The following is a 20,119-nucleotide window of genomic DNA, read 5'->3' as shown; positions in this document are numbered from 1 at the left end:
CCTTCAGCGGGAGCCTGCCCATGACCGAGCGTGATCAGTTCAGTTCGTAGTGCTCTTCGATTGCGGCGAACAGCTGAGCAGCCTCTTCTTCGGCGCGCCTGTTCTCATCAGCTGCAAGGGGCTCCAGCTCGATTCCGTCGTCTCCCCCTACATACGCTGGCCCGCCGACATCGTCGTCGTACGGCCTACCGAGTTCGTTGATCGCTTCAAATCGATCCTGGCTCAGGTCTCGACCCAGCATGCGCGAAAGATGCATCCAGACCCAAGCGCGGAACGGCGATTCGTCGCGATCTTCAATAAGCGTACGCATGGCAGCTACGTCTCCCGAGCGCGCGCGTATTGCCAGCCACTGATAGGCCAGCTCGGGTCGACCATTCGCATCGGCCAAGTCAGCCATTTCATACGGATCCATGTCATCCGACGGCTCAAGCTCGAGAACGCCGGGATCTCCGTAGCGCTCCGCTGTGAGCAACAGCGCACGCCTATCCTTGCCCCGTCCCGCCTCAAGGAGGTGGTACCGATGCTTGGCCACGACTTGAATGAAGCTGTCTACGCCTTCGGCGATCTCCGCGAAACTCACGGGCTCGGTCGACCACTGGCCACGGCGACGCAGCTCACTACCGAAACGGTGGCCGTCTTCTTCTGGCAGATCGCCATACGCATCGAGCACGTACGCAGTTGCCAAGTGCGCTGCGGCAACGCCCCGCGCCGCGGCCGCCTCCAATCCCTCGAGCAGCAGAGGGAGCTCGCCACGCAACGCATCAAAGTCTTGCTGCATGCGGCTGATCAGGATGGTCGAGATCCACGTGTCGACGACAGGCGACTCCCTCTCGTCAATCTCCATCCACTCGCCTTCATCGCTCGCCAGCGCCGCAATGATCTCGTCAAAACGCACCGGCGCGTAGCCGGATGCCTCGAGGAAGTTGGCCAAGCAGGGGGCTACGCGCTCTGCCTCCTCGGGTGAGATCCCAAACTGCAGACATCGCTGGATGATCCTGCCTCCATCCACCACGAGCCCGGTATCGCGCCAAGCGACGTCGCACCATGTGGCCTGGTGATGGAATGCGGCATGAGTAGAAAAGCCAGCGGCTGCCGCCAGCAGTTCGTGGATCTGGCTACGGGTTAGCGACGTGGAGCCCTGCGCCCGAAGGTGCGCATGGACCTGAAACGCATATTGCTTGATGTTCATGACTCGCCCTCGATGGCCAAGCCTATCCGGGTCCGGCGCACACGTTTAAGTCCCCGGCAGCTGGCCAGAAGTAGAGTCGATCATGGGATACGGCCTGTTTTTGCTCGTGTGCAAGCAGGGCGGGCGCCGCAGCTAGCGTATGCCCTCTGCTACGGGGATTACAAGGGGGGCTTCTTCGCCGGTCCTGCGCCCGACATTCTGTGATGTCCGTGAATCTCGAACAAGGCCGGGCAGCGAAACCGGATTCTTAACCAAGGCGGGGTCCAGCCAGCGAGCTATAGGTTTCCAGCTGTTGGCGGCCAGGCACTCGGTGCCGGATGGTCAGTGCTGCCGTCAACCCAAAATGGGCGTCCAGACTATTGCCCGTGCGAGGTTTGAATGGTCATTGAGCGGGGCGCTGGGTACGGCAATACGCTGGCTTGTTGGTTGCACTCAGTCGCCCTAAGATCGAGCATCATCGAGGCGAAAGCCCTCACGCGATGCTTTGAGGGTAGTCTGCATCACTGGATCCACGGGTCCACCTAAAAGATGATTGGTCCCTAATTGGAGAGCAGAAATTGTCTGAACTGTTGGAACGCTCCATCGGTGTATTGACCTCCACTGTCAATGTTGCAACAGGTATCACCCACCCGCTGGATGAGGCTCGTGCCAAGGAACTGTTCAAGGCACTGCATGCGGAAGGAGTACCGTTAACCCATGCAGCTGTAGAGGCTCTTGCCTTGGCCAATGGCTGGCCCGAACGCCATGCCAGATCTCTTGCCGAGCTGGCAGAGCGAATTGGCAATGGTGGTCAGGTCGTTATCAAACATCCCCGTGACTGGGGGAGCCAACTGTCGAGAGACTCAAGGCCGAAATTGCATCGGGCAAAGCCTGAAAGTTCATTCAAGCCGAGGCCGTTTCACGGCCCGGTTTTACTTCGGCCTTGTGGCTCATTGGGGGACATGTGGCGAGCTTCGAGTTCACGGCAAACCGATCGTTTCTGCACGGTTCTTGCCATCCAATCACCATCCCGAAGAGTCAGTTCGCCCATGATGAATTGCTCTCCCTCAAACTCGATCACAAGCTGGTCTTAGTCACGCTCCCGCATGGGGAGCGGTACGAGGCCGAGATCTATCATGGCACCGCCGGATTTGGTGAGTATTACCAGATTCGCTTCATTGGTGCCGATCGCTGCCTCCCAAGCTACCTTAAGCTCAATGATCGGCTGATTGTCCTGCTGGAGAAAGCTGCCGGCCGTAGCTATGTAACGCTGGAGTATCGGGTGTGAGCCTGGCAGTTCTTTCAAGCCTGGCCCATTTCGTGGAGCGGATTGACCTGGGCTTTGTGATTGTCCGCTCCTGGCCGGAAGCGGACGCTTGGTCGGACGCGGCGTGCCTGCAGTGCTAAAGTTCCCTTTCTGCCAGTAGGAGCCGCAATAGCAAGCTGATAGTGGGTCTTCGATGTTCGGGAAGCTCAGGAGGCCTCAGAAATCGTGTGAGATTAGCAACTCAATCCCGCTTCGGCCACTCTTTGTACTTGCTCGCAAACAGATTCACGTTCTCCTCCTTGAGCAGGGAGAGCACAGCTTGATGCCGGGGATTCGTCGACCCTCGATTCCTAACACGGAACTGCTGGAGCCAAACGTATACATCAGCAAGCTGAAGGAATCGACTGAGATGTGAATGCGTAAAGTGAACGGAATCGACAAGGTTCCGAATCTCACGACCGAAAGCAAAGCCGGTCCCTTTCGCTTTGTAATGAGAGAGAGATCCAGCATGTCTGGCTGCGCCTTTGTCACTCTCACGATCTCCGATGAGCATACCGAGATCCTTATGCTTTCGCATGAAGTCATTTGAGCGTTCGCAGAGGAACATGAACGCGATGTCCTCAGCGCTTTGGTTCTCCGTCAACAGATCGCAATTGATCTGTATGTCAATTAGATGTACGCAATCGAGACTGAGAATGCCAACAAGCCTTCGCAGCACATCAATTCGAAGATCGAAGCTGTCCCAATCCTTAAAGTTCTTCTTGCGATGATAGATCTCCGCTGCATGGAACTCGGTGTCTTGAGATAGATGCGCATTGCCAAATACGTCCGTTGCGAGAGCATTGACGATGCCCTCAACCTCTAGAAGATGTGTGTCCTCGATCACTACTGCGCCGATGTGATACGAGGGGTACTGCTGATCGTTTTTTGTCTCATCGAAGAACACAAGGCGCATAGAATTCCCCCAATTGATCAATGCGGCCAGCTCGAGATGCGTCGAATCCTCAGGATAGTTACTCTGTCAGGCAGCATCTTCTCTCATGCCACATCTTCTTTCACTTCGTCCTTTAGGTATCAGCACATGCCGCTCTCATACAACAGGCATACTAAGTCTGTGGAAAGGCCGCAGCACGTAGTTCAGGCTGCAGTGTCAGGACCAATCGCGTGTACAGCCTACAATACGCTCAAAGGCTCCGCGCAGGGCTAATGGCAGTCAATCTGCCTACCCCTTCTGGCCGTGGGGCGTGATGCGACCGAGAGCGGTCATCGAAGACGTATCCGCATATGGTGATCACTGCTTGTTAGCCGGGCCTACCTACCCTAAGATCAAGCTGGATCAAGGGCTAGTCGATCATTCGGCGCACTACAGATTGGTCGCACGGAGCCAGGGGCCAGGTTGTTGGATAATTAAGGCGGAATAGCAAACAACACGGAGGTATTGCCAATGAGCTATTTAGCTTTCTGCACTTTCGACCTCAAGAACGCGAGCAGCCAGGACTACAAGAATGCATATGCTGACCTCGAAGAGATGGGACTAAGAAAAGTGCAAACGTCAGATAGTGGTGGGGACGTAGTCATTCCAACTACCTCTGCGATGGGGGCATTCAAGGGCAGCAGTTCTGGCGAAGTGCGCGACTATGTTCGTAATAAGGTTAAGGCTGCTTTCGCAGCCCGCAGATTCAATTCTGAGATCTTTGTCGCAGTCGGTGAGAATTGGGCATGGGGTGCCGCAACGACATGAGGCGGCTTACCGTTAATTGATGCCGACGTCGCTTCGCGCGCCGGCTTAGCTCAGGCCTTAGATGGCAGAACACACATGACTCCTCTTGAAGTCTTAGATGCAGAGTTTGCCGGTGCCAGTGACCGAGCCGCGGCAATTGTCGCGGCCGCGGTCATCGATGACGCACTCCGCACGCTTCTTGCGGCTGTCATGGTCGAGGACCACCCTCCCGGACTTGACGTTTTTGCACCTGGACAGGAGCTTGGGTCTTACATGGGCCGGGTCAAGATTGCCTTCATGCTTGGACTGATTGACGACTCAGAGAGAATGCGTCTCTCACTTGTAGCTAAGGTCAGAAACGAGTTCGCGCACCTAGCTGAGGACATTAGCTTTAACACCCCACGAATCGCCGATCGCTGCCGACAGTTGGCGGCGCCAGAAGAGCTGGTCCCTCCCCGCCAGGTTCCTGACGCACTGGAGCTTGAAATGCTTCACGAGTTCAAAACCCCATTGGCAAATAGAAATAATCCCAGGGCGATCTTCGAGGAGGCCACGCTGTTCCTCCTCTACATACTAAAGGGTCGATTTGCCCAGGCAATGGTGAGGCGGCCTAGCCGCCCTAGCAAGTTCAAGAACGCGGCAGAGCCCGCCGGCGAGTTCTTGGCGCGTGCAATGGTCGCAAAAAGACATGCCATCGAAGCGGGTGACCCGCCGGACAAGATTGCTCAGCTGCGAGATGAAGTTAACCGGCTTGCAAATATTGTTGTCTTCACTGCTGCGGGTGCAAACAAGAAGTATCAGTCCGGGAACGACTAGAGCGCGGGACAACAATTCACTCGAACCGGCGCGTACGCCGCGCGACTTGATTGCATTGGTCCACGTCCGCTTCTGGCCGGAAGCGGACACCGCCTCTCGCATCAGCTCAACCTTAGAACTTCAGCCTCACGCCACCGTTCACCACAAACCCTTCCAGCGGCGCCCATGCATCCACGGTCCACTGCCCATCGTCGGCGCGGCGAGGACGCAGCATCGGGTTGTAGCCGCTCTGGCGGACGTTGAGGATGTTTTCCAGGTTGAGGAACAGGCTGACTCTTTCCAGCACGATCTCTCCAAGTGCACCGACTTCCAGATATGGTCGGCTGCGTCGGCGCCAGGGATTGTCGTCAAGCGCCTGGATGCCGGTGTAGTAGGCTTCCAGGCCTATGCGGCCACGGTCATGCTGTTCCCACATGGCAACCAGGCCTGCGCTATGCCGGGGTGTGAGTGAGACCAGGCGGCGACCGGCGCCTTTTTCACCGGGTTCGCGCGCATCGGTGTAGACATAACTGCCGGTCACCGTGATGTCCTGCCAGCGATAGCGCAGCAGCAGCTCACTCCCCGGGTGCGGGTGACGCCGTCTACATTGACCAGTTGCACACGTTCACCCGGCGCGGCCGCAGACTCCACCAGGCGTACCGCATGGTCGATATCGGATGCGAACACGCTGAGGTTCATCTCCCAGGGGCCACGCACATAGCCTGCATCGATGGACCCGGTTGTAGCGATTTCCGCGCGAAGGCCGGTGAGCGGCTCCAGGCGTGACAGGCCAGCGGCCTCGATCTGTTCGACGAAGGGTGTAGGCGCATAGAAGCCTCTGCCGATCGACGCGCGCAGGGTCCACTCGTCAGGGCGGAACAACAGTGACACGCGGGGGCTGAAGTGCCCGCCATAGACGCTGTGGTCATCCCAGCGCGCACTGCCGGAAAGCGTGAGGTCACCGCGCAGCGCCTGCTCGGCCTGCACGAACAGGGCGGGCACGGTGTAGCGGTAATCAAACTGTGGGTATCGGGCGGAGCGGAACCGGTCCTGCTGCGCGGCAATGCCCGCCAGCCAGCTGGTGGCATCTACGCCGGACGCATAGCTGATTTCCGCAAATCCGGTCTGGTGGGTGTCGTTGTCCTGCTCAGGGCCGTACCCGTGGTCGTGATCGGTGGACATGGCCGACGCGCGCAGCTGCAGGCGGTCGCTCTCGCGCATTGGAACATCGACCACCGCGCCGGCATCAACGCGTTCCGTGCGCTGCGTGAGAGCGAAGGGCTGCCCGTCGGGCGCCCGTTGACCAGGCAGTGTTCCGCCCAGCCGACTCTCGCGCATTGCGCCAGCCGTCAGCAGTGCACGCGCTCCGTTTTCCGATTCCCAGAACAACCGCGGCCGGACCGTGGCACGCTCGTAGCCGGGAATGTCAGCCCAGCCGTCTCCCTCCAGGTCCTGGCGGTCCTGGCGATGGTAGCCACCCACCACCGAGAGGCCCCAGTGCTCGGCCAGCGGCCCTGCTGCGTAGCCGGTTACGTCCTGCCCGCCACGGCTGGTGGCATTGAGCAGCATTTCGGCCTCGGCGGTTTCCTTGGGCCGGCGCGATATCAGGTTCACCACGCCGCCCAACGCTGCCGGGCCGTACAACGCCGACGCGCTGCCCTTGATGATCTCGACACTGCCAAGGTCGGTCGGGGGAATCTGCAGCAGGCCGATGGACGATGACTGGCCGCCGTACAGCGGCAGGCCATCGGCCAGCAGCTGGGTATATCGGCCGCGGAGGCCCTGGATGCGGATGTTGGATGCACCCATGCCCGGCGAGGTGTTCTGCACCCGCACGCCCGCCGTCTCCGCCACAAGCATGGAGACGTTGCCCGGCGACATCAGCAGCTTCTCTTCGATCTCTTCCTGCGATACGACGTCTACCCGGATCGGTTCGTCGGAAACGCGGCGCCCTGACCGGGTTGACTGCACCACCACCGCATCCAGCTCCACGGCCTCATCGTGGTGGTCGTCGTGCGTGGCGGGCGGTTCATGTGCATTGGCCGGGGCAACGGCGGACAGCAGGGTGGCGCTCAGCGCCAGGGCAAGCGGATGGGGCAGCAGGGGCATGGGTCGTCAGGGCGGCAGGGCCGCGCGGTGGCGAAGTAGCCCGGCGTTGTAAACCTTGATGCGGCTACAAGGTCAAGCGGCAGGCTGCGGCTGAAGGGCTTCCAGCACCCTGCAGTCGGCCACGCGTCCGCCCGGGCAATTGCCGATCATCCGCTCCAGCTCGCCCTGCAACGCCTGCAGGTCCTGGATCCGGCGCGTGATGTCTGCGATGTGCGCTTTCACCACATCGTCCACCGAACTGCACTCGTACTCCCGCTGTTCACCAAAGGCAATCAACTCGCGGATCTGTTCGATGGAGAAGCCGAGCTCGCGGGCGCGGCGCACGAACGACAGGCGCCTCTGGTCCTGCGCGCCGTAGTAGCGGTAGTTGCCCTCCGAGCGCAGCGGCGGCTGCAGCAGGCCGATCTTTTCGTAATAGCGGATGGTTTCGGCCTTGGTGCCGGTCTGGCGGGCCAGCTGGCCGATGGTGAGGTGGCTGGGCATGGGCTTGACCTTGTAGGGGCTACAGGGTTGATAACGACTCTCCCATCCTTTTTCAAGCCCGGCCACAGCCTGGCGGGAGACACCCATGGACCACTGCTGCGGCCACAAGCGCCAGGAACTGGAAGTGCTGGCCCTTCACAGTGCGCAGCGGCGCGTGCTGGTGGCGGTACTCATCATCAACCTGGCGATGTTCTTCATCGAGTTCGGCGCGGGCATCGTGGCGCACTCCAGTGCCCTGCAGGCCGATGCCGTGGACATGCTGGGCGACGCGATCGTCTACGGCCTGAGCCTGTGGGCAGTGAACCGGGGGCGCGCTGGGAGGCCGGTGCGGCCCTCGCCAAGGGGCTGCTGATCCTGGCCTTCTTTGTCTTCATCGTGGTGGAGGTGGTCAGCAAGCTGATCCACGGCGTGCCACCTTCCAGTGGCTTGATGCTGGGGTTTGGAGCCATCGCGCTGGTGGCCAATCTGGTGTGCCTGGCACTGTTGTGGCGGTTCCGCGCGCTCAACATCAACATGAAAAGCACCTTCGAGTGTTCCCGCAATGATGTCGCCGCCAACATCGGTGTGCTGGTGGCTGCCGGTGGCGTAGCGCTGACCGGAAGCGGCTGGCCGGACATCGCAGCAGGCGCGGTGATCGCACTGCTGTTCCTGAAATCCGCGCTGGGCGTGATCGGCGAGGCGTGGCCCGCGTGGCGTGCGGCGGTGAAGTAGCAAGGCGTTGGGGCAAGTGCTGGTTAGAACTGTGCCGAGCGGATGTCGGCTTCTGGCCGAAAGCTGACAGAGCAGAACGCACGCAACTGAAATCCAATGACCGTATTCGATCACTCCTTGGTCACCCTCCGGTTCTTCGGGGATGACCTCATTCCAGACGAGGTCACTGCCTTGCTGGACGCGAGCCCAACCGCCGCGCATCACAAGGGTCAGCAGCTCACAGGCAGCCAACCCGGCGCCGTGCGTATCGCCAGGACCGGAAGCTGGCGACTCGGTGCGGCTAGGCGTGAGCCTGAGGATCTGGAAGCCCAGATCTTCGAGATCGTCGATCAACTCACCAGCGATCTCGCTGCATGGCAGTCTTTGGCACCGTTCCGGCCGAACCTGTTCTGTGGCCTTTTCATGGGCAGCGGCAATGATGGTGTCTCGCTTTCGCCGCGCGCGTTGCTCGCCTTGGGGCAGCGCGGCATCGAGCTCGGGCTGGACATCTACGATGCCGATGAAGAAGAGCCCAGCGCTCCGCGTGTAGCGCTCATCAGTTGATGATCTCCCCACTGCCCGAAGCAACAAACGCCTTCAACTGTCTAACGAACTCAGCGTCGTACAGCTCCCACTCGGTAATCTCCCCAACAATCCGCAACGGCTGCGCGCTGCGATACGACCGCGTCGGGTTGCCGGGAAACTTCTTGTTGGTCACATTCGGATCGTCCTCAAACGGCCCGGTCGGCTCCACCACATACACGCGCGGCCGCCCGTCACCCCGGGCCATCTCCGCAGCCAACCCGGCGCCCTTGGCAATCGTGGTGAAGTAGATGTGGTTCATCACCACGCTGTCGCGATAGTTGGACCTGAAGCCCGCGCTCAGCAACTCGCCCACCGCCAGATCGGCGCGGGTGCCGTGATAGAACGGCCCGGCGACCTGGCCGCAGGTGTCATGCGTAACGGGTGTCCATTCGGTGTCCTGTGCCATCGGCACTGCCCCTGACTGTCCTGCCGGATCGACAGGCCGGCGAGTCTAGGGCGCCGCAAGGGCCTTGCGGCAAGGCCCCATCCGCGAAATACTCTGTAAGTGGGAGGCGCCGTGCGCCTCCTTTTTCATTCTGCGGCGCTGCGGCCTTCCAGCTCGCGTACGGCCTTTTCCAGCGCGTCCAGCCCCGCGGCCACCAGTGATGAGGTTCGTGCCACAGAGCGGAGTGCTTACGGCACGGAGGCGGTTGTTGCGAAAGGCCTTGGGATCAACATCAGCAAGAGTGAACAGGCCAAGGGGGTGGAGGGTTCTGTTGCAAACTGGGAAGCACGTCAGCCCAAGACCGAGAAGGACAAATGACTATGAAATCAGCGTCATTAGTGCCCATGCTGGGCCTGCTGCTATCTGCCTGTGCCAGTGGGGGAGCGACAACCGTAATCGACGATCCTCATGATGAAGTGCTGTGTGCCATCGCTAAGAATCCCGGCGAGTATGATCGGGAAGAGGTCGTGTTGTCAGCTCGATATGTAACGGATAACCGCCACGAAGAGGTTCTGCGCAACTCCCGCTGCAGCGATGGCGCACGTATCCTCGATATCGGCAAGCATGGGGCCGCCAGTTCGGTCGCACGTTTTTACGCCGAACAGAAGCGTGTATGCCTGGAGCGTAACAGTCCTGGCCTGTGCAATATCTCTGCCAGCGTGCAGGTGTCCGGGCGGATTCGGCTGACGCAGGATCGTGCCGTGTTCGATCTCGAGGACGTGAGGCACTTCGCGCTTGACGATGAGCGGTAGTCTGCTTTTCGCCTCGCCGTCTGGCGAAAGTGGCGTCAACTCAATCTGATGTCGAGCGCCCTTCCAGTTCGCGCACGGCCGCTTCCAGCGCGTCCAGCTTCTCGCGGGTCTTCAGCAACACGGCGCGCTGCACTTCGAACTCCTCGCGGGTGACCAGGTCGAGCTTGGCCAGGCCGGCCTGCAGTGCGCTCTTGAAGGTGGCCTGCAGTTCCTCGCGCGATTCGCGCAGGCCCGGCGGCACCATGTCGCTGAGGCGACGCGCCAGGTCATCGATTTGGTTCAGGTCGATCATGGTGTGCTCCGTGAGTTAGGCCCGTGCATCCTGCGCGGGCAGGGCGTTCAGGCATAAGGATACTGCTGGCCCCGGGGCCGCGAACAGGCGGCAGGGGTTTCGCACGGGCCGCGTTCAGGCGCTATCCTCCACGCCGGAATACAGGAGATCGACGATGAAGATGGTCATGGCGGTGATCAAGCCGTTCAAGCTCGACGACGTGCGCGAAGCGCTGGCCGAGCGCGGGGTTACCGGGATCACGGTGACGGAAGTGAAGGGCTTCGGTCGCCAGAAGGGCCATACCGAGCTGTACCGGGGGCGGAGTATGTGGTCGACTTCCTGCCCAAGGTGAAGCTGGAAGTGGCGGTGACCGATGACCAGGTGGAGGCCGTGGTCGAAGCCATCGTGAAGGCGGCCGGCACCGGCAAGATCGGCGATGGCAAGGTGTTCGTGTACGACCTGGGCAGCGTGGTGCGTATTCGTACCGGCGAGCTGGACGCGGACGCGTTGTAACCCGGCTTTATGCATATTCGCACCGGTGAATCGGGCGCGGACGGGCTGTAACCCGGCTTTTGTAGAGTCGAGCTTGCTCGACTGCCCTGCGCTTCAGTCGAGCGAGCTCGACTCTACAAAGGGCGGTCGAGCAAGCTCGACTCTACAAAGAGCAGTCGAGCAAGCTCGACTCTACAAAGAGCAGTCGAGCAAGCTCGACTCTACGAAAGCGCTTAGCGGCGCTTGGCCCACCTGTAGAACCGCTTCCAGCCCTGGCGCACGGCGGCCACCCAGCCTGGGTCGGCCACCAGCGCGGCCTGCGCGGCACTCGGCGCCTGGCCGGTCACGCGCTGGCGGATCTTCAGCAGGTTCTTCATGTCGCTGCGGCGCATCTGCCGGCTCAGCGGGTTGCGCCGCAGCCAGCGCGGGGCACGCCAGGCCGAGGTGAAATCCAGCAGCACCGGTACGCCGGCGCTGACCACTACATTGGTGCCGTGCAGGTCGTTATGGGTGATGCCGGCGGCGTGCAGGCGGCTGAGGGCGTGCTGCAGCTGTTCGAACACCTCGTTGCCGACCGCCTGGGCGCTGCTGAGGGTCTGGCCGGGAATGAATTCCATGCCCAGCGCCAGCCCGCCCAGCGTGCCGAGCAGGGCCGGGGCGTGCTTCCAACCGCCCAGGCGCTGCAGCATGCGTGCCTCGCGGCGCACCATCAGCCGGGCGATCAGCGAGACCGGGGTGCCACGGTAGCGGGAGTAGTCCTTGACCACCGCCTCGCGCCCATCCAGGCAGGTGCGGTAGACATCGGGGGCGAGGAAGCGTTCGCCGCGCTTGAGCAGCAGCGGGCCGGCGGCGTCATCGCCGCAGGAGGAGGGGGCAGGGCAGGAAGATACATGTCGGGGTCTCGGACGACCCGGTGGGTGGCGCAGAGCGTCAAGCGAACCGGTGTTACAGGAAGTTACTAAGCTTTCGTTAATTTTAGTACCCGCCAGTTCGGTATTCCACGATTTGTCGGAGAAATGTCGGGGTCGTGGCTGGAACAGTTCGTCGCGCCTGCTCGGACAATTCTGTCTCACTTGTCTGGCAAGTCATTGATGATCAATCACTTACGTCCAATGCCCGGCAGGCCGGGCACGCTGGGCTGAATGCGGTGCACGCTCCGCTTGACCCCGACGCACGCCCTGCCGACCATAAGCTGTTAATCCGCGACATCGGCGGCCGCCCCCTTCGGCACGTCCCCGCTCCCTGCCGCGTTCCCCACCGGTGCTGGCCGCCAGGCCGTGCATCGCCCCCGTTTCCCGTTCCGGCCACGGCTGGAGGAAAGTGCTTTGACCATCAAGATCGTCCTTGCAGTGCTGTTCGTGGCCTGCGTGCTGTACATCCATTTCCGCGGCAAGGTGCGTGCGCGCTGGTCGCGCCAGCTGCTGGACCACTCCAGTTTCATGGCCCCGATCAACGTGATCATGTACCTGTTCTCGAAGGTGCCGACCACGCCGTTCCTGGACCCGGGCAAGGAGCTGCCGCAGCTGGAGCCGCTGCGCCAGAACTGGCAGGTGATCCGCGACGAGGCGCTGGCGCTGCGCGATGCGCAGAAGATCGCCGCCTCCAGCAGCTACAACGATGCCGGTTTCAATTCGTTCTTCCGCCGTGGCTGGAAGCGCTTCTACCTGAAGTGGTATGGCCCGTCGCACCCGTCGGCCAAGGCCATGTGCCCGAAGACCGTGGCGCTGATCGAATCGATTCCCGATGTGCGCGCGGCGATGTTCGCGCAGCTGCCGCCGGGCAGCGAACTGCGCCCGCACCGCGACCCGTTCGCCGGTTCGCTGCGCCTGCACCTGGGCCTGAGCACGCCCAACGACGATGGCTGCTACATCGTGGTGGACGGGGTGAAGAAGAGCTGGCGCGATGGCGAGTGGATGATGTTCGACGAGACCTACATCCACCATGCGCACAACGAGACCGACCAGGACCGCGTGATTCTGTTCTGCGATATCGCCCGCCCGCTGCACTTCGGCCTGCCGGGCCTGTTCAACCGTGCGGTGGCGGCCACGCTGCTGGCCGGCGGTGCCTCGCCGAACCTGCCGGGTGACCCGACCGGTGGCGTCAACAAGGCCTTCGGTGGCCTGTACAAGGTGCGGCTGAAGGCCAAGGCCCTGCGCGAGCGCAGCGTGGTGGCCTACCAGGTGATCAAGTGGGGCCTGGTGGTGGCGGTGATTGCCGGTATCTGGGCGATCTGACCGAACGCCTTTGTAGAGTCGAGCTTGCTCGACTGCTCTACGGCTGGGTGCAAAAGCAGTCGAGCAAGCTCGACTCTACAGATATGAAAAACCCGCGCTGTTGTCAGCGCGGGTTTTTGTTTGGATCAACCCTTCAATGCCGCCTGCACGAACGGCGGGGTCACCAGCACGCCGGTGTGCAGCGCGGCGGTGTAGTACAGGGTGTTGAAGGTCTTGGCGGCCGAGTCGGCCTGGCGGAAGTCGAAGCTGCTGTCGCCCTTGCGCGCCATGGTCACGCTCCACCAGCCGGTGGGGTAGCACGGCTGCGGGAACGGCAGGGTCTTGAACGAGCCGAAGCCGGCCTTGCCCATCTCGGTGCGCATTTCGTTGATCAGCTCCAGCTGCATCAGCGGCGATTCGGACTGCTGCACCAGGATGCCGTCGTCCTTCAGGGCCTTGAAGCAGCTCTCGTAGAAGGCCTTGTTGAACAGGCCTTCACCCGGGCCGACCGGGTCGGTCGAGTCCACGATCACCACGTCCACGCTGCCAGCCGGGCAGTTGGCCATGTAGGCCACGCCGTCGTCGAACAGCAGCTCGGCGCGGGCGTCGTCGTTGGAGTCGCACAGTTCCGGGAAGTGCTTGCGCGCCATCACCGTGACCTGCTCGTCGATATCGCACTGGGTCACGCTCTCCACGCCCTTGTGCTTGAGCACTTCGCGCAGGGTGCCGCAGTCGCCGCCACCGATGATCACCACGCGCTTGGGCGCGGCGTGGGTGAACAGCACCGGGTGGCTGATCATCTCGTGGTAGAAGAAGTTGTCCTTGCTGGTCAGCATGATGGCCCCGTCGATGGTCATCAGGTTGCCCCAGTCGGTGGTCTGGAAGATCTCGATCTTCTGGAACGGCGACTGCACCTCGTCCAGCTTGCCGGTGATGCGGTAGCCGATGGCCGAGCCGGTGCGCTCGAAGTGTTCGATGTACCAGTTGTTGCTGTCAGTCATGGAAGTACGGTCCTGTTCGGAGGGGTAAAGCCGGGCTGGCGGGCGGGGCCGCGTGGCACAGATGCCACATCCGGACGGATCGGCCCGTTCAGGTTCAGACCTGCCACGGGCGCGGGCGCGCATGATAACGAACCTGTGGGCATATAGGCGTTATCATGCCCCCCTTTATTTGCCACAAGGCCGACTGCAATGACCGATTGGTCCCTCGACCAAGCCCGCAAGACCTACTCGATCCCGCATTGGGCGGATGGTTATTTCGATGTGGATCAGGCTGGGCACATGGTGGTGAGACCGACCGGGGCCGATGGCCCGGTGGTGTCGCTGCCCAAGGTGGTGGACGCCGCGCGCGCGGCCGGTGCCAAGCTGCCGCTGCTGGTGCGCTTCCCGGACATCCTCGGCCAGCGCTTGGGCAAGCTGCAGGCGGCCTTCGCCCAGGCCCAGCAGGACTGGGACTACACCGGCGGCTACACCGCCGTGTACCCGATCAAGGTGAACCAGCATCGTGGCGTGGCCGGCACCCTGGCCAGCCACCACGGCGAAGGCTTCGGCCTGGAAGCGGGCAGCAAGCCCGAGCTGATGGCGGTGCTGGCGCTGTCGCGCCCGGGTGGCCTGATTGTCTGCAACGGTTACAAGGACCGCGAGTACATCCGCCTGGCCCTGATCGGCCGCAAGCTGGGTCTGCAGACCTTCATCGTCATCGAGAAGCCGTCCGAGCTGAAGCTGGTGCTGGAAGAGTCCAAGGCGCTGGACGTGAAGCCGGGCCTGGGCGTGCGCATGCGCCTGGCCTCGCTGGGTGCCGGCAAGTGGCAGAACAGCGGTGGCGACAAGGCCAAGTTCGGCCTGTCCCCGCGCCAGCTGCTGGACCTGTGGAAGTCGCTGCGCGATACCGAGTACGCCGACTGCCTGAGCCTGCTGCACTTCCACATGGGCTCGCAGATTTCCAACGTGCGCGACATCGCCAACGGCATGCGCGAAGCCACCCGCTATTTCGTCGAGCTGTCACAGCTGGGCGCGAAGATCACCCATGTGGACGTGGGCGGCGGCCTGGGCGTGGACTACGAAGGCACCCGTTCGCGCAGCTTCTGCTCGATCAATTACGGCCTGCATTCCTATGCCAGCAACATCGTGCAGCCGCTGGCCAACGCCTGCGAAGAACACGGTCTGACCCCGCCGCGCATCGTCACCGAGTGCGGCCGCGCGATGACCGCGCACCACGCGGTGCTGATCGCCAATGTCTCTGAAGTGGAGCAGGCGCAGGAAGGCCGCGTGCCGGACCAGCACGACGACGAGCCGGCGGCGATCCGTCACCTGCGCGAGATCCATGAGGAACTGGACGTGCGCCCGGCGGTGGAGCTGTTCCAGGAAGCGCAGCACTTCCACGCCGAAGGCCTGGCCAGCTACGCGCTGGGCCAGATCGATCTGCCGCAGCGTGCGCGCATCGACGATCTGTTCTACGCCATCGCCCACGGCGTGCGTGCGCGCCTGAGCTATGACGAGAAGAGCCATCGCCCGGCGCTGGATGAATTGAACGAGCGCCTGGTCGACAAGTACTTCGTCAACTTCAGCGTGTTCGAGTCGATTCCCGATGCGTGGGCGATCGACCAGGTGTTCCCGATCGTGCCGATCGAGCGCTTGAACGAAACGCCGGACCGCCGCGGCATCATCGCCGACATGACCTGCGATTCGGACGGCATGGTGAAGACCTATGTCGAGAACGAAAGCCTGGATAGCTCGCTGCCGCTGCACGCGATCAAGCACGGCGAAAGTTACCGCATCGGTTTCTTCATGGTGGGTGCGTACCAGGAAATCCTGGGCGACATCCACAACCTGTTCGGTGACACCGACGCGGTGGAAGTGCTGGCCGATGCCGATGGCTACGCGATCACCCAGCAGCGTCGTGGCGACACCACCGACGTGATGCTGGACTACGTGGGCTACAAGCTGGACGACCTGCGTGCGGCCTATGCCCAGCGCGTGGCGGCGGCCGACCTTTCGCCGGAACGGGCGCAGGAACTGTCGCAGGCGCTGGAAGCGGGCCTGACCGGTTACACCTACCTGTCTGACGAACCGCTGGTCTGATGTTCATGGGAACGCCGGGCATGGCCCGGCGCTACCTGCCCCGATGAGCGCGCGCGCGATCTTCCACCTGTTCCTGCATGCCGCCGTGCCAGCCCTGCTGGCATGGCTGTTCTGGCGCAAGCGTTTCGCCTCGGCGTGGTTGTTGATGCTGCTGGGCTGGATCATCGACCTGGACCATCTGCTGGCCGACCCGATCTACGCGCCGAACCGCTGCAGCATCGGTTTCCACCCGCTGCATACTGCACCGGCGATTGCGGTGTATGCCGGCCTGTGTGTGCCGAAGAAGACGCGGCTGGTGGGCATCGGTCTGATCATCCACATCGTGCTGGATGCGATCGACTGCTGGTGGATGCACCACCGCTGAGCCGAGCATGGCTCGGCTCTACAGGAATATGCGCCGCGCTGATGCCACGCTCGGCTGCTGTTCTGGCCGAGCCCGGCGATCACCCCGCCAGCGGCAGCTCCAGCCGTGCGCGCAGCCCCGGGTTCTCGTTCGACAGCCGCAGTGAACCGCCATGGCTGGCGGCGATCTCGGCCGCAATTGCCAGGCCCAGGCCGCTGCCTTCCACGCGTTCGTCCAGGCGTACGCCCCGTTGCAGCACGCTCTCCAGCTTGGCCTTGTCCAGCCCGGGGCCGTCGTCGCGCACTTCGATATGCAGGCGATCCTGCTGGGCCAGGGCGCGCAGGCGCACCTCGCTGCGCGCCCACTTGCCGGCGTTGTCCAGCAGGTTGCCCAGCATTTCTTCCAGATCGGTGCTGGCACCGGCAAAGGTGAGGCCGGGGGCAACATCCATCTGGAAGCGGATGTGGCGCCCGGCATGCACGCGGGTCATCAGCCGGCACAGCGCTTCGGCGGCCGGGGCCACCTCGCTGCGCTGCCGATGGTCCACCGCCAGCCCGGCGGCCAGATAGCGGTCGATGCTGGCCCGCATGCGTGCGCCCTGCTCGTGCAGGGTGCGCCGCCAGTCGCGGCCTTCACCCTGGGCCTCGGCGGCCAGCACGCTCAACGGCGTCTTCAGCGCATGCGCCAGGTCTTCGGCACTGCTGCGCGCGCGCGCGACCATGCGCTGGTGGTGATCGAGCAGGGCATCGAGCTCATCGGCCAGCGGCACGATCTCGCGGTCCAGCCGGTCGCGGTCGATGCGCTCGGCCTCACCGCGGCGGATGCGTTCAAGCTGCTGGCCCAGCCCGCGCAGCGGACGCAGGCCGAACTGGATCTGGCTGGCCAGCACCGCCAGCCACGCAGCCACCAGCACGCCCAGGGCGATGAAGCTGCGCTGGCGGAACGTGGCGACGTCGGCATCCAGAGCGCTGCGGTCGTTGGCGACCACGGCCACGAACGGTGCCTGCGCGCGCGGCAGGCGCACCTGCTGCACCCGCGCCCGCAGCGACTGCTGCATCGGCCCGGGCAGGTTGCGCTCTGCCGCGCCATCGGCCGCGGCGGGCAGCGTCTGGTCCCACAGCGAGCGTGACTGCAGCAGCACCCGCCCGCCGGCATCGGCGATCTGCCAGTAGGCGCCGGAGAACACCCGCTGGAAGCGCGCGTCGTTGGGTTCCTGGCGCAATTGCAGCTGGCCATCGGCCGACACTTCCATCTGCGCCACCAGGGTCAGCATGTCCTGCTGCAGCTCGTGGTCGAGGCGGTCGCGCGCGCTGCGCTTGAACAGTTCGCCCAGCAGCGCGCTGGCCAGCACCGAGACCAGGATCAGGCCGAGGCCGCCGGCCAGCAGCAGGCGGCGCCGCAGTGAGGGTTGCCGGCTCATGGCGCCGCCAGCCGCCAGCCCTGGCCACGCACGGTCTGGATCAGTTCGGCGCCGAGCTTGCGGCGTACCCGCCCCAGCAACACATCCAGCGCGTTGGAATCCGCATCCAGGCCGCCATCGAAGACCTGTTCGCCCAGCCGGTCGCGGCCGATCACCTGGCCGACGTGGTGGATGAAATAGCTGAGCAGGCGGAATTCCTGCGGGCTGAGCGCAAGCGGCTGGCCGTCCAGCTCGAAGCGGCCGCCGTTGATGTCCAGCTGCAACGGGCCGCAGTGCAGGCGCGGGCTGGCGTGGCCGTGGCTGCGGCGGATCAACGCGCGCAGGCGCAGCACCAGCTCGTCGGCCTGGAAGGGTTTGGTGAGGTAGTCGTCGGCGCCGGCATCGAAGCCGGCCAGCTTGTCGTGCCAGCGCCCGCGCGCGGTCAGCACCAGCACCGGGAAGTGGCGCCCGTTGCCGCGCCAGCGCTCGATCACGCTCAGCCCATCCAGGCCGGGCAGGCCGAGATCGACGATGGCCGCCTGCAGCTCCTCGATCTGGCCGATCTCCTCGGCCTGGCGCCCATCGGACACCGCCTCCACCACATAGCCGGCCTGCTCCAGCAACGGCACCAGGCGTTGCACCAGCGCGGCATCGTCCTCGACCAGCAGGATACGCATCAGTCGTCCAGCTCCGTCTTCAGCAGCTTTCCATTGCGCGCATCATAGTCCAGCTCCACCACCACGCCGTCGCCACGCAGGATCTCCACCTCGTAGACGCCGTCGTCCAGTTCCACTTCCAGCAGCTGGCCGGGGTAGCGCCGCAGGGCATCGCGGACCACGCCTTCCAGTGGCACGTATCGGCCCTGCTGCACCTCGCGGCGTGCGACCTGCTGGGCAGGGTCCTGCACGGGCGCGGCGGCGACCAGGGGGCCAGACAGGGCCAGCAACAGGGGCAGGGTGGAGAGCATCGCGCACGCCGCAAAGAGAGGGGGAACGGGCGTGAGTGTGCCGATGGCGACTAACCGTTGGCTAACAGCCGTGGCTAGGGCGCTGTTAACCCAGGCGGGCATCGTGGCGTTGCCGGGATGGTCCGGCCACGAACAGGAGAACCCCCATGTTGAAGTCGCTCACCCTCGCCACCGTTGCCACCCTGGCGCTGGCGCCGGCCGTGCAGGCCGCGCCGCTGGGCCTGGCCCAGGCCGAACAGGCCCTGCGCAAGGCTGGCTACACCCAGATTCACGAGATCGAACGCGAGGATGGCCTGTGGGAAGCGGACGTGAGCCGCGCCGATGGCCGCTTCAGCGAGGTCTTTGTGGACCCCAAGACCGGCGAGATCTTCGACGAGCACAGCGGCCGTGCGCTGCTGAGCACCGAGCAGGTGCTGGCACGGGCACAGGCGCATGGCCTGCGGGACATCCACTCGCTGGAACGCGATGGCGCGACCTGGACGCTGGAAGCCCGCAATGCGCGCAACCAGAAGGTGGAAGTGCGCCTGAGTGGCCATGACGGCCGCATCCTGCACAGCGAGCGCGACGGCTGGCTGGATTGATTCCGGCCGATGTAGAGCCGAGCCCATGCTCGGCTTTGCGGCCAACAACAGCCGAGCATGGGCTCGGCTCTACAGAATGATCACCAGCCGTACGGCGGCGGGTAATCCCAGCCCGGGCCACGGCCGTAGTAGCCGCCATAGGGGCCGAAGAAGCCCGGGCCCTTGCCCTCGCTCACATGGATGTTGAGGTTGACCCCGCGGGTCTTGCCTTCATCGGTGGTGTAGTTCTTGCTCAGGTTCAGCGTGGCCGCGTTGTAGTGGCTGTTGCCGCCGCCCTTGGAATAGCCGATGCCGGTGGTGAAGCTGCCGGACACCTTGACCTTGTCGTCGGTCACATCGGCGATCTTCGCGTCGTCGTGCACGCGCGGGCCGCTCTTGTCGCCGTAATAGGTGCCGGGCGGATCCTGCTGTACGGACGGATCGTTGAGGTAGCGCATCGGCGCCTGCGGCAGGGTCAGATCCAGGCCAGCGGCCTGCGGCGCGGTGGCGCCGGCAGCGGACTGGGCCAGCACGGTTCCCGGCAGGGCCAGGCACAGCAGCAGGGTGAGGGGGCGGATCATCACGGCGCTCCAGCGGACAGGGACCACGCAACATGCGGCGGTACAGCCCGACGCTAGCAGGGCCAGCTTGAATGATGCCTGTCGCGGGCCCGTAGAGTCGAGCTTGCTCGACTGAGGCCCTTGTAGAGTCGAGCTTGCTCGACTGTGATGGGCAGAAGCAGTCGAGCAAGCTCGACTCTACCAAGGCGTTACGCCATCG

At 63.4% G+C, this 20,119-nt stretch carries 22 protein-coding genes and 3 pseudogenes; 12 read left to right on the top strand and 13 right to left on the bottom strand.

Annotated features, from left to right (window positions below; all coding sequences use genetic code 11):
* Positions 1–34: 34 nt before the first annotated feature.
* Entirely contained in the window at positions 35–1,189 is a 1,155-nt protein-coding gene (locus N4G47_RS18245; RefSeq protein ID WP_475289264.1) for a hypothetical protein, read from the bottom strand.
* A gap of 557 nt (positions 1,190–1,746) precedes the next feature.
* Between N4G47_RS18245 and N4G47_RS18240 the strand changes: the two are divergent.
* Together N4G47_RS18240 and N4G47_RS18235 are read left to right on the top strand one after the other, a co-directional pair.
* A pseudogene (locus N4G47_RS18240) lies at positions 1,747–2,013 on the top strand (DUF1889 family protein); the annotation flags it as partial.
* Between the two features lie 119 nt (positions 2,014–2,132).
* On the top strand, positions 2,133–2,456 hold the full coding sequence (locus N4G47_RS18235; RefSeq protein WP_475289996.1) for a hypothetical protein: 324 nt from the start codon (positions 2,133–2,135) through the stop codon (positions 2,454–2,456).
* 220 nt (positions 2,457–2,676) lie between these two features.
* On the opposite strand, the gene N4G47_RS18230 is transcribed toward N4G47_RS18235, so the two are convergent.
* On the bottom strand, positions 2,677–3,390 hold the full coding sequence (locus N4G47_RS18230; RefSeq protein ID WP_475289262.1) for a DUF3800 domain-containing protein: 714 nt from the start codon (positions 3,388–3,390) through the stop codon (positions 2,677–2,679).
* A gap of 489 nt (positions 3,391–3,879) precedes the next feature.
* Between N4G47_RS18230 and N4G47_RS18225 the strand changes: the two genes are divergently transcribed.
* On the top strand, positions 3,880–4,176 hold the full coding sequence (locus tag N4G47_RS18225; protein WP_346602418.1) for a hypothetical protein: 297 nt from the start codon (positions 3,880–3,882) through the stop codon (positions 4,174–4,176).
* Positions 4,177–4,251: 75 nt separating this feature from the next.
* Entirely contained in the window at positions 4,252–4,971 is a 720-nt protein-coding gene (locus N4G47_RS18220; RefSeq protein ID WP_475289260.1) for a hypothetical protein, read from the top strand.
* Positions 4,972–5,083: 112 nt separating this feature from the next.
* Here N4G47_RS18220 and N4G47_RS18215 read toward each other — a convergent pair whose 3' ends face one another.
* The 3 genes from N4G47_RS18215 to N4G47_RS18205 form a co-directional block, all read right to left on the bottom strand.
* Positions 5,084–5,491, bottom strand: coding sequence for a hypothetical protein (locus N4G47_RS18215; RefSeq protein WP_475289258.1), 408 nt, complete (start codon positions 5,489–5,491; stop codon positions 5,084–5,086).
* A complete protein-coding gene (locus tag N4G47_RS18210; RefSeq protein WP_475289256.1) occupies positions 5,488–7,059 on the bottom strand; it encodes a TonB-dependent receptor plug domain-containing protein in 1,572 nt (523 codons plus the stop codon). The genes N4G47_RS18215 and N4G47_RS18210 overlap by 4 nt, the downstream gene beginning before the upstream one ends.
* A 72-nt stretch (positions 7,060–7,131) precedes the next feature.
* Entirely contained in the window at positions 7,132–7,542 is a 411-nt protein-coding gene (locus N4G47_RS18205; protein WP_475289254.1) for a MerR family transcriptional regulator, read from the bottom strand.
* An 85-nt stretch (positions 7,543–7,627) separates the two neighbouring features.
* Between N4G47_RS18205 and N4G47_RS18200 the strand changes: the two are divergent.
* Positions 7,628–8,253 (top strand): annotated as a pseudogene (locus N4G47_RS18200) (cation efflux transmembrane domain-containing protein).
* Between the two features lie 96 nt (positions 8,254–8,349).
* Positions 8,350–8,796, top strand: a complete 447-nt coding sequence (locus N4G47_RS18195) for a DUF4279 domain-containing protein (RefSeq protein WP_475289252.1) — start codon at positions 8,350–8,352, stop codon at positions 8,794–8,796.
* Here N4G47_RS18195 and arr read toward each other — a convergent pair.
* Complete coding sequence (gene arr, locus N4G47_RS18190) at positions 8,789–9,223, bottom strand: NAD(+)--rifampin ADP-ribosyltransferase (protein ID WP_475289250.1); 435 nt, start codon at positions 9,221–9,223, stop codon at positions 8,789–8,791. The two genes, N4G47_RS18195 and arr, sit on opposite strands and share 8 nt — an antisense overlap.
* Before the next feature lie 383 nt (positions 9,224–9,606).
* On the opposite strand from arr, the gene N4G47_RS18185 reads away from it, so the two are divergent.
* A complete protein-coding gene (locus N4G47_RS18185; RefSeq protein WP_309340218.1) occupies positions 9,607–10,014 on the top strand; it encodes a hypothetical protein in 408 nt (135 codons plus the stop codon).
* Between the two features lie 40 nt (positions 10,015–10,054).
* On the opposite strand, the gene ubiK is transcribed toward N4G47_RS18185, so the two are convergent.
* The gene (ubiK, locus tag N4G47_RS18180) at positions 10,055–10,306 is read right to left on the bottom strand and encodes a ubiquinone biosynthesis accessory factor UbiK (RefSeq protein WP_249842616.1); all 252 of its coding nucleotides are present in this window, start codon (positions 10,304–10,306) and stop codon (positions 10,055–10,057) included.
* A 154-nt stretch (positions 10,307–10,460) separates the two neighbouring features.
* Here ubiK and N4G47_RS18175 point away from each other — a divergent pair.
* Positions 10,461–10,798: pseudogene (locus tag N4G47_RS18175) on the top strand (P-II family nitrogen regulator).
* Between the two features lie 212 nt (positions 10,799–11,010).
* On the opposite strand, the gene N4G47_RS18170 reads toward N4G47_RS18175, so the two are convergent.
* Positions 11,011–11,616 (bottom strand): RIO1 family regulatory kinase/ATPase domain-containing protein, encoded by a 606-nt coding sequence (locus tag N4G47_RS18170; RefSeq protein WP_475289975.1) that lies wholly within the window; start codon positions 11,614–11,616, stop codon positions 11,011–11,013.
* 486 nt (positions 11,617–12,102) lie between these two features.
* On the opposite strand from N4G47_RS18170, the gene N4G47_RS18165 reads away from it, so the two are divergent.
* Complete coding sequence (locus N4G47_RS18165) at positions 12,103–13,011, top strand: aspartyl/asparaginyl beta-hydroxylase domain-containing protein (protein ID WP_475289247.1); 909 nt, start codon at positions 12,103–12,105, stop codon at positions 13,009–13,011.
* A gap of 125 nt (positions 13,012–13,136) precedes the next feature.
* On the opposite strand, the gene speE is transcribed toward N4G47_RS18165, so the two are convergent.
* Positions 13,137–13,991 (bottom strand): polyamine aminopropyltransferase, encoded by an 855-nt coding sequence (speE, locus tag N4G47_RS18160; protein ID WP_103282140.1) that lies wholly within the window; start codon positions 13,989–13,991, stop codon positions 13,137–13,139.
* Positions 13,992–14,180: 189 nt separating this feature from the next.
* On the opposite strand from speE, the gene speA reads away from it, so the two are divergent.
* Positions 14,181–16,070, top strand: coding sequence for an arginine decarboxylase (speA, locus tag N4G47_RS18155; RefSeq protein WP_475289245.1), 1,890 nt, complete (start codon positions 14,181–14,183; stop codon positions 16,068–16,070).
* A gap of 43 nt (positions 16,071–16,113) precedes the next feature.
* Positions 16,114–16,434: a DUF6122 family protein gene (locus N4G47_RS18150; RefSeq protein ID WP_049417052.1), complete on the top strand. Its 321-nt coding sequence runs from the start codon at positions 16,114–16,116 to the stop codon at positions 16,432–16,434.
* A gap of 79 nt (positions 16,435–16,513) precedes the next feature.
* On the opposite strand, the gene N4G47_RS18145 is transcribed toward N4G47_RS18150, so the two are convergent.
* Genes N4G47_RS18145 through N4G47_RS18135 form a run of 3 tightly spaced genes read right to left on the bottom strand, consistent with a single transcriptional unit; the run spans position 16,514 to position 18,779 of the window.
* Positions 16,514–17,833, bottom strand: a complete 1,320-nt coding sequence (locus tag N4G47_RS18145; RefSeq protein WP_475289243.1) for an ATP-binding protein — start codon at positions 17,831–17,833, stop codon at positions 16,514–16,516.
* Positions 17,830–18,489 (bottom strand): response regulator transcription factor, encoded by a 660-nt coding sequence (locus tag N4G47_RS18140; protein ID WP_107232875.1) that lies wholly within the window; start codon positions 18,487–18,489, stop codon positions 17,830–17,832. The genes N4G47_RS18145 and N4G47_RS18140 overlap by 4 nt, the downstream gene beginning before the upstream one ends.
* Entirely contained in the window at positions 18,489–18,779 is a 291-nt protein-coding gene (locus tag N4G47_RS18135; RefSeq protein ID WP_475289241.1) for a PepSY domain-containing protein, read from the bottom strand. Before N4G47_RS18135 ends, N4G47_RS18140 begins: the two co-directional genes overlap by 1 nt.
* A 146-nt stretch (positions 18,780–18,925) precedes the next feature.
* Between N4G47_RS18135 and N4G47_RS18130 the strand changes: the two genes are divergently transcribed.
* Positions 18,926–19,360: a PepSY domain-containing protein gene (locus tag N4G47_RS18130; protein ID WP_475289239.1), complete on the top strand. Its 435-nt coding sequence runs from the start codon at positions 18,926–18,928 to the stop codon at positions 19,358–19,360.
* 80 nt (positions 19,361–19,440) lie between these two features.
* Here N4G47_RS18130 and N4G47_RS18125 read toward each other — a convergent pair whose 3' ends face one another.
* Positions 19,441–19,920: a hypothetical protein gene (locus tag N4G47_RS18125; protein WP_107232878.1), complete on the bottom strand. Its 480-nt coding sequence runs from the start codon at positions 19,918–19,920 to the stop codon at positions 19,441–19,443.
* Positions 19,921–20,119 lie beyond the last annotated feature (199 nt).

This window comes from Stenotrophomonas sp. GSD10, from assembly GCF_056172695.1.
Note: the sequence above shows the minus strand (reverse complement) of the source record. Positions and strands in the feature narration are given on the sequence as shown.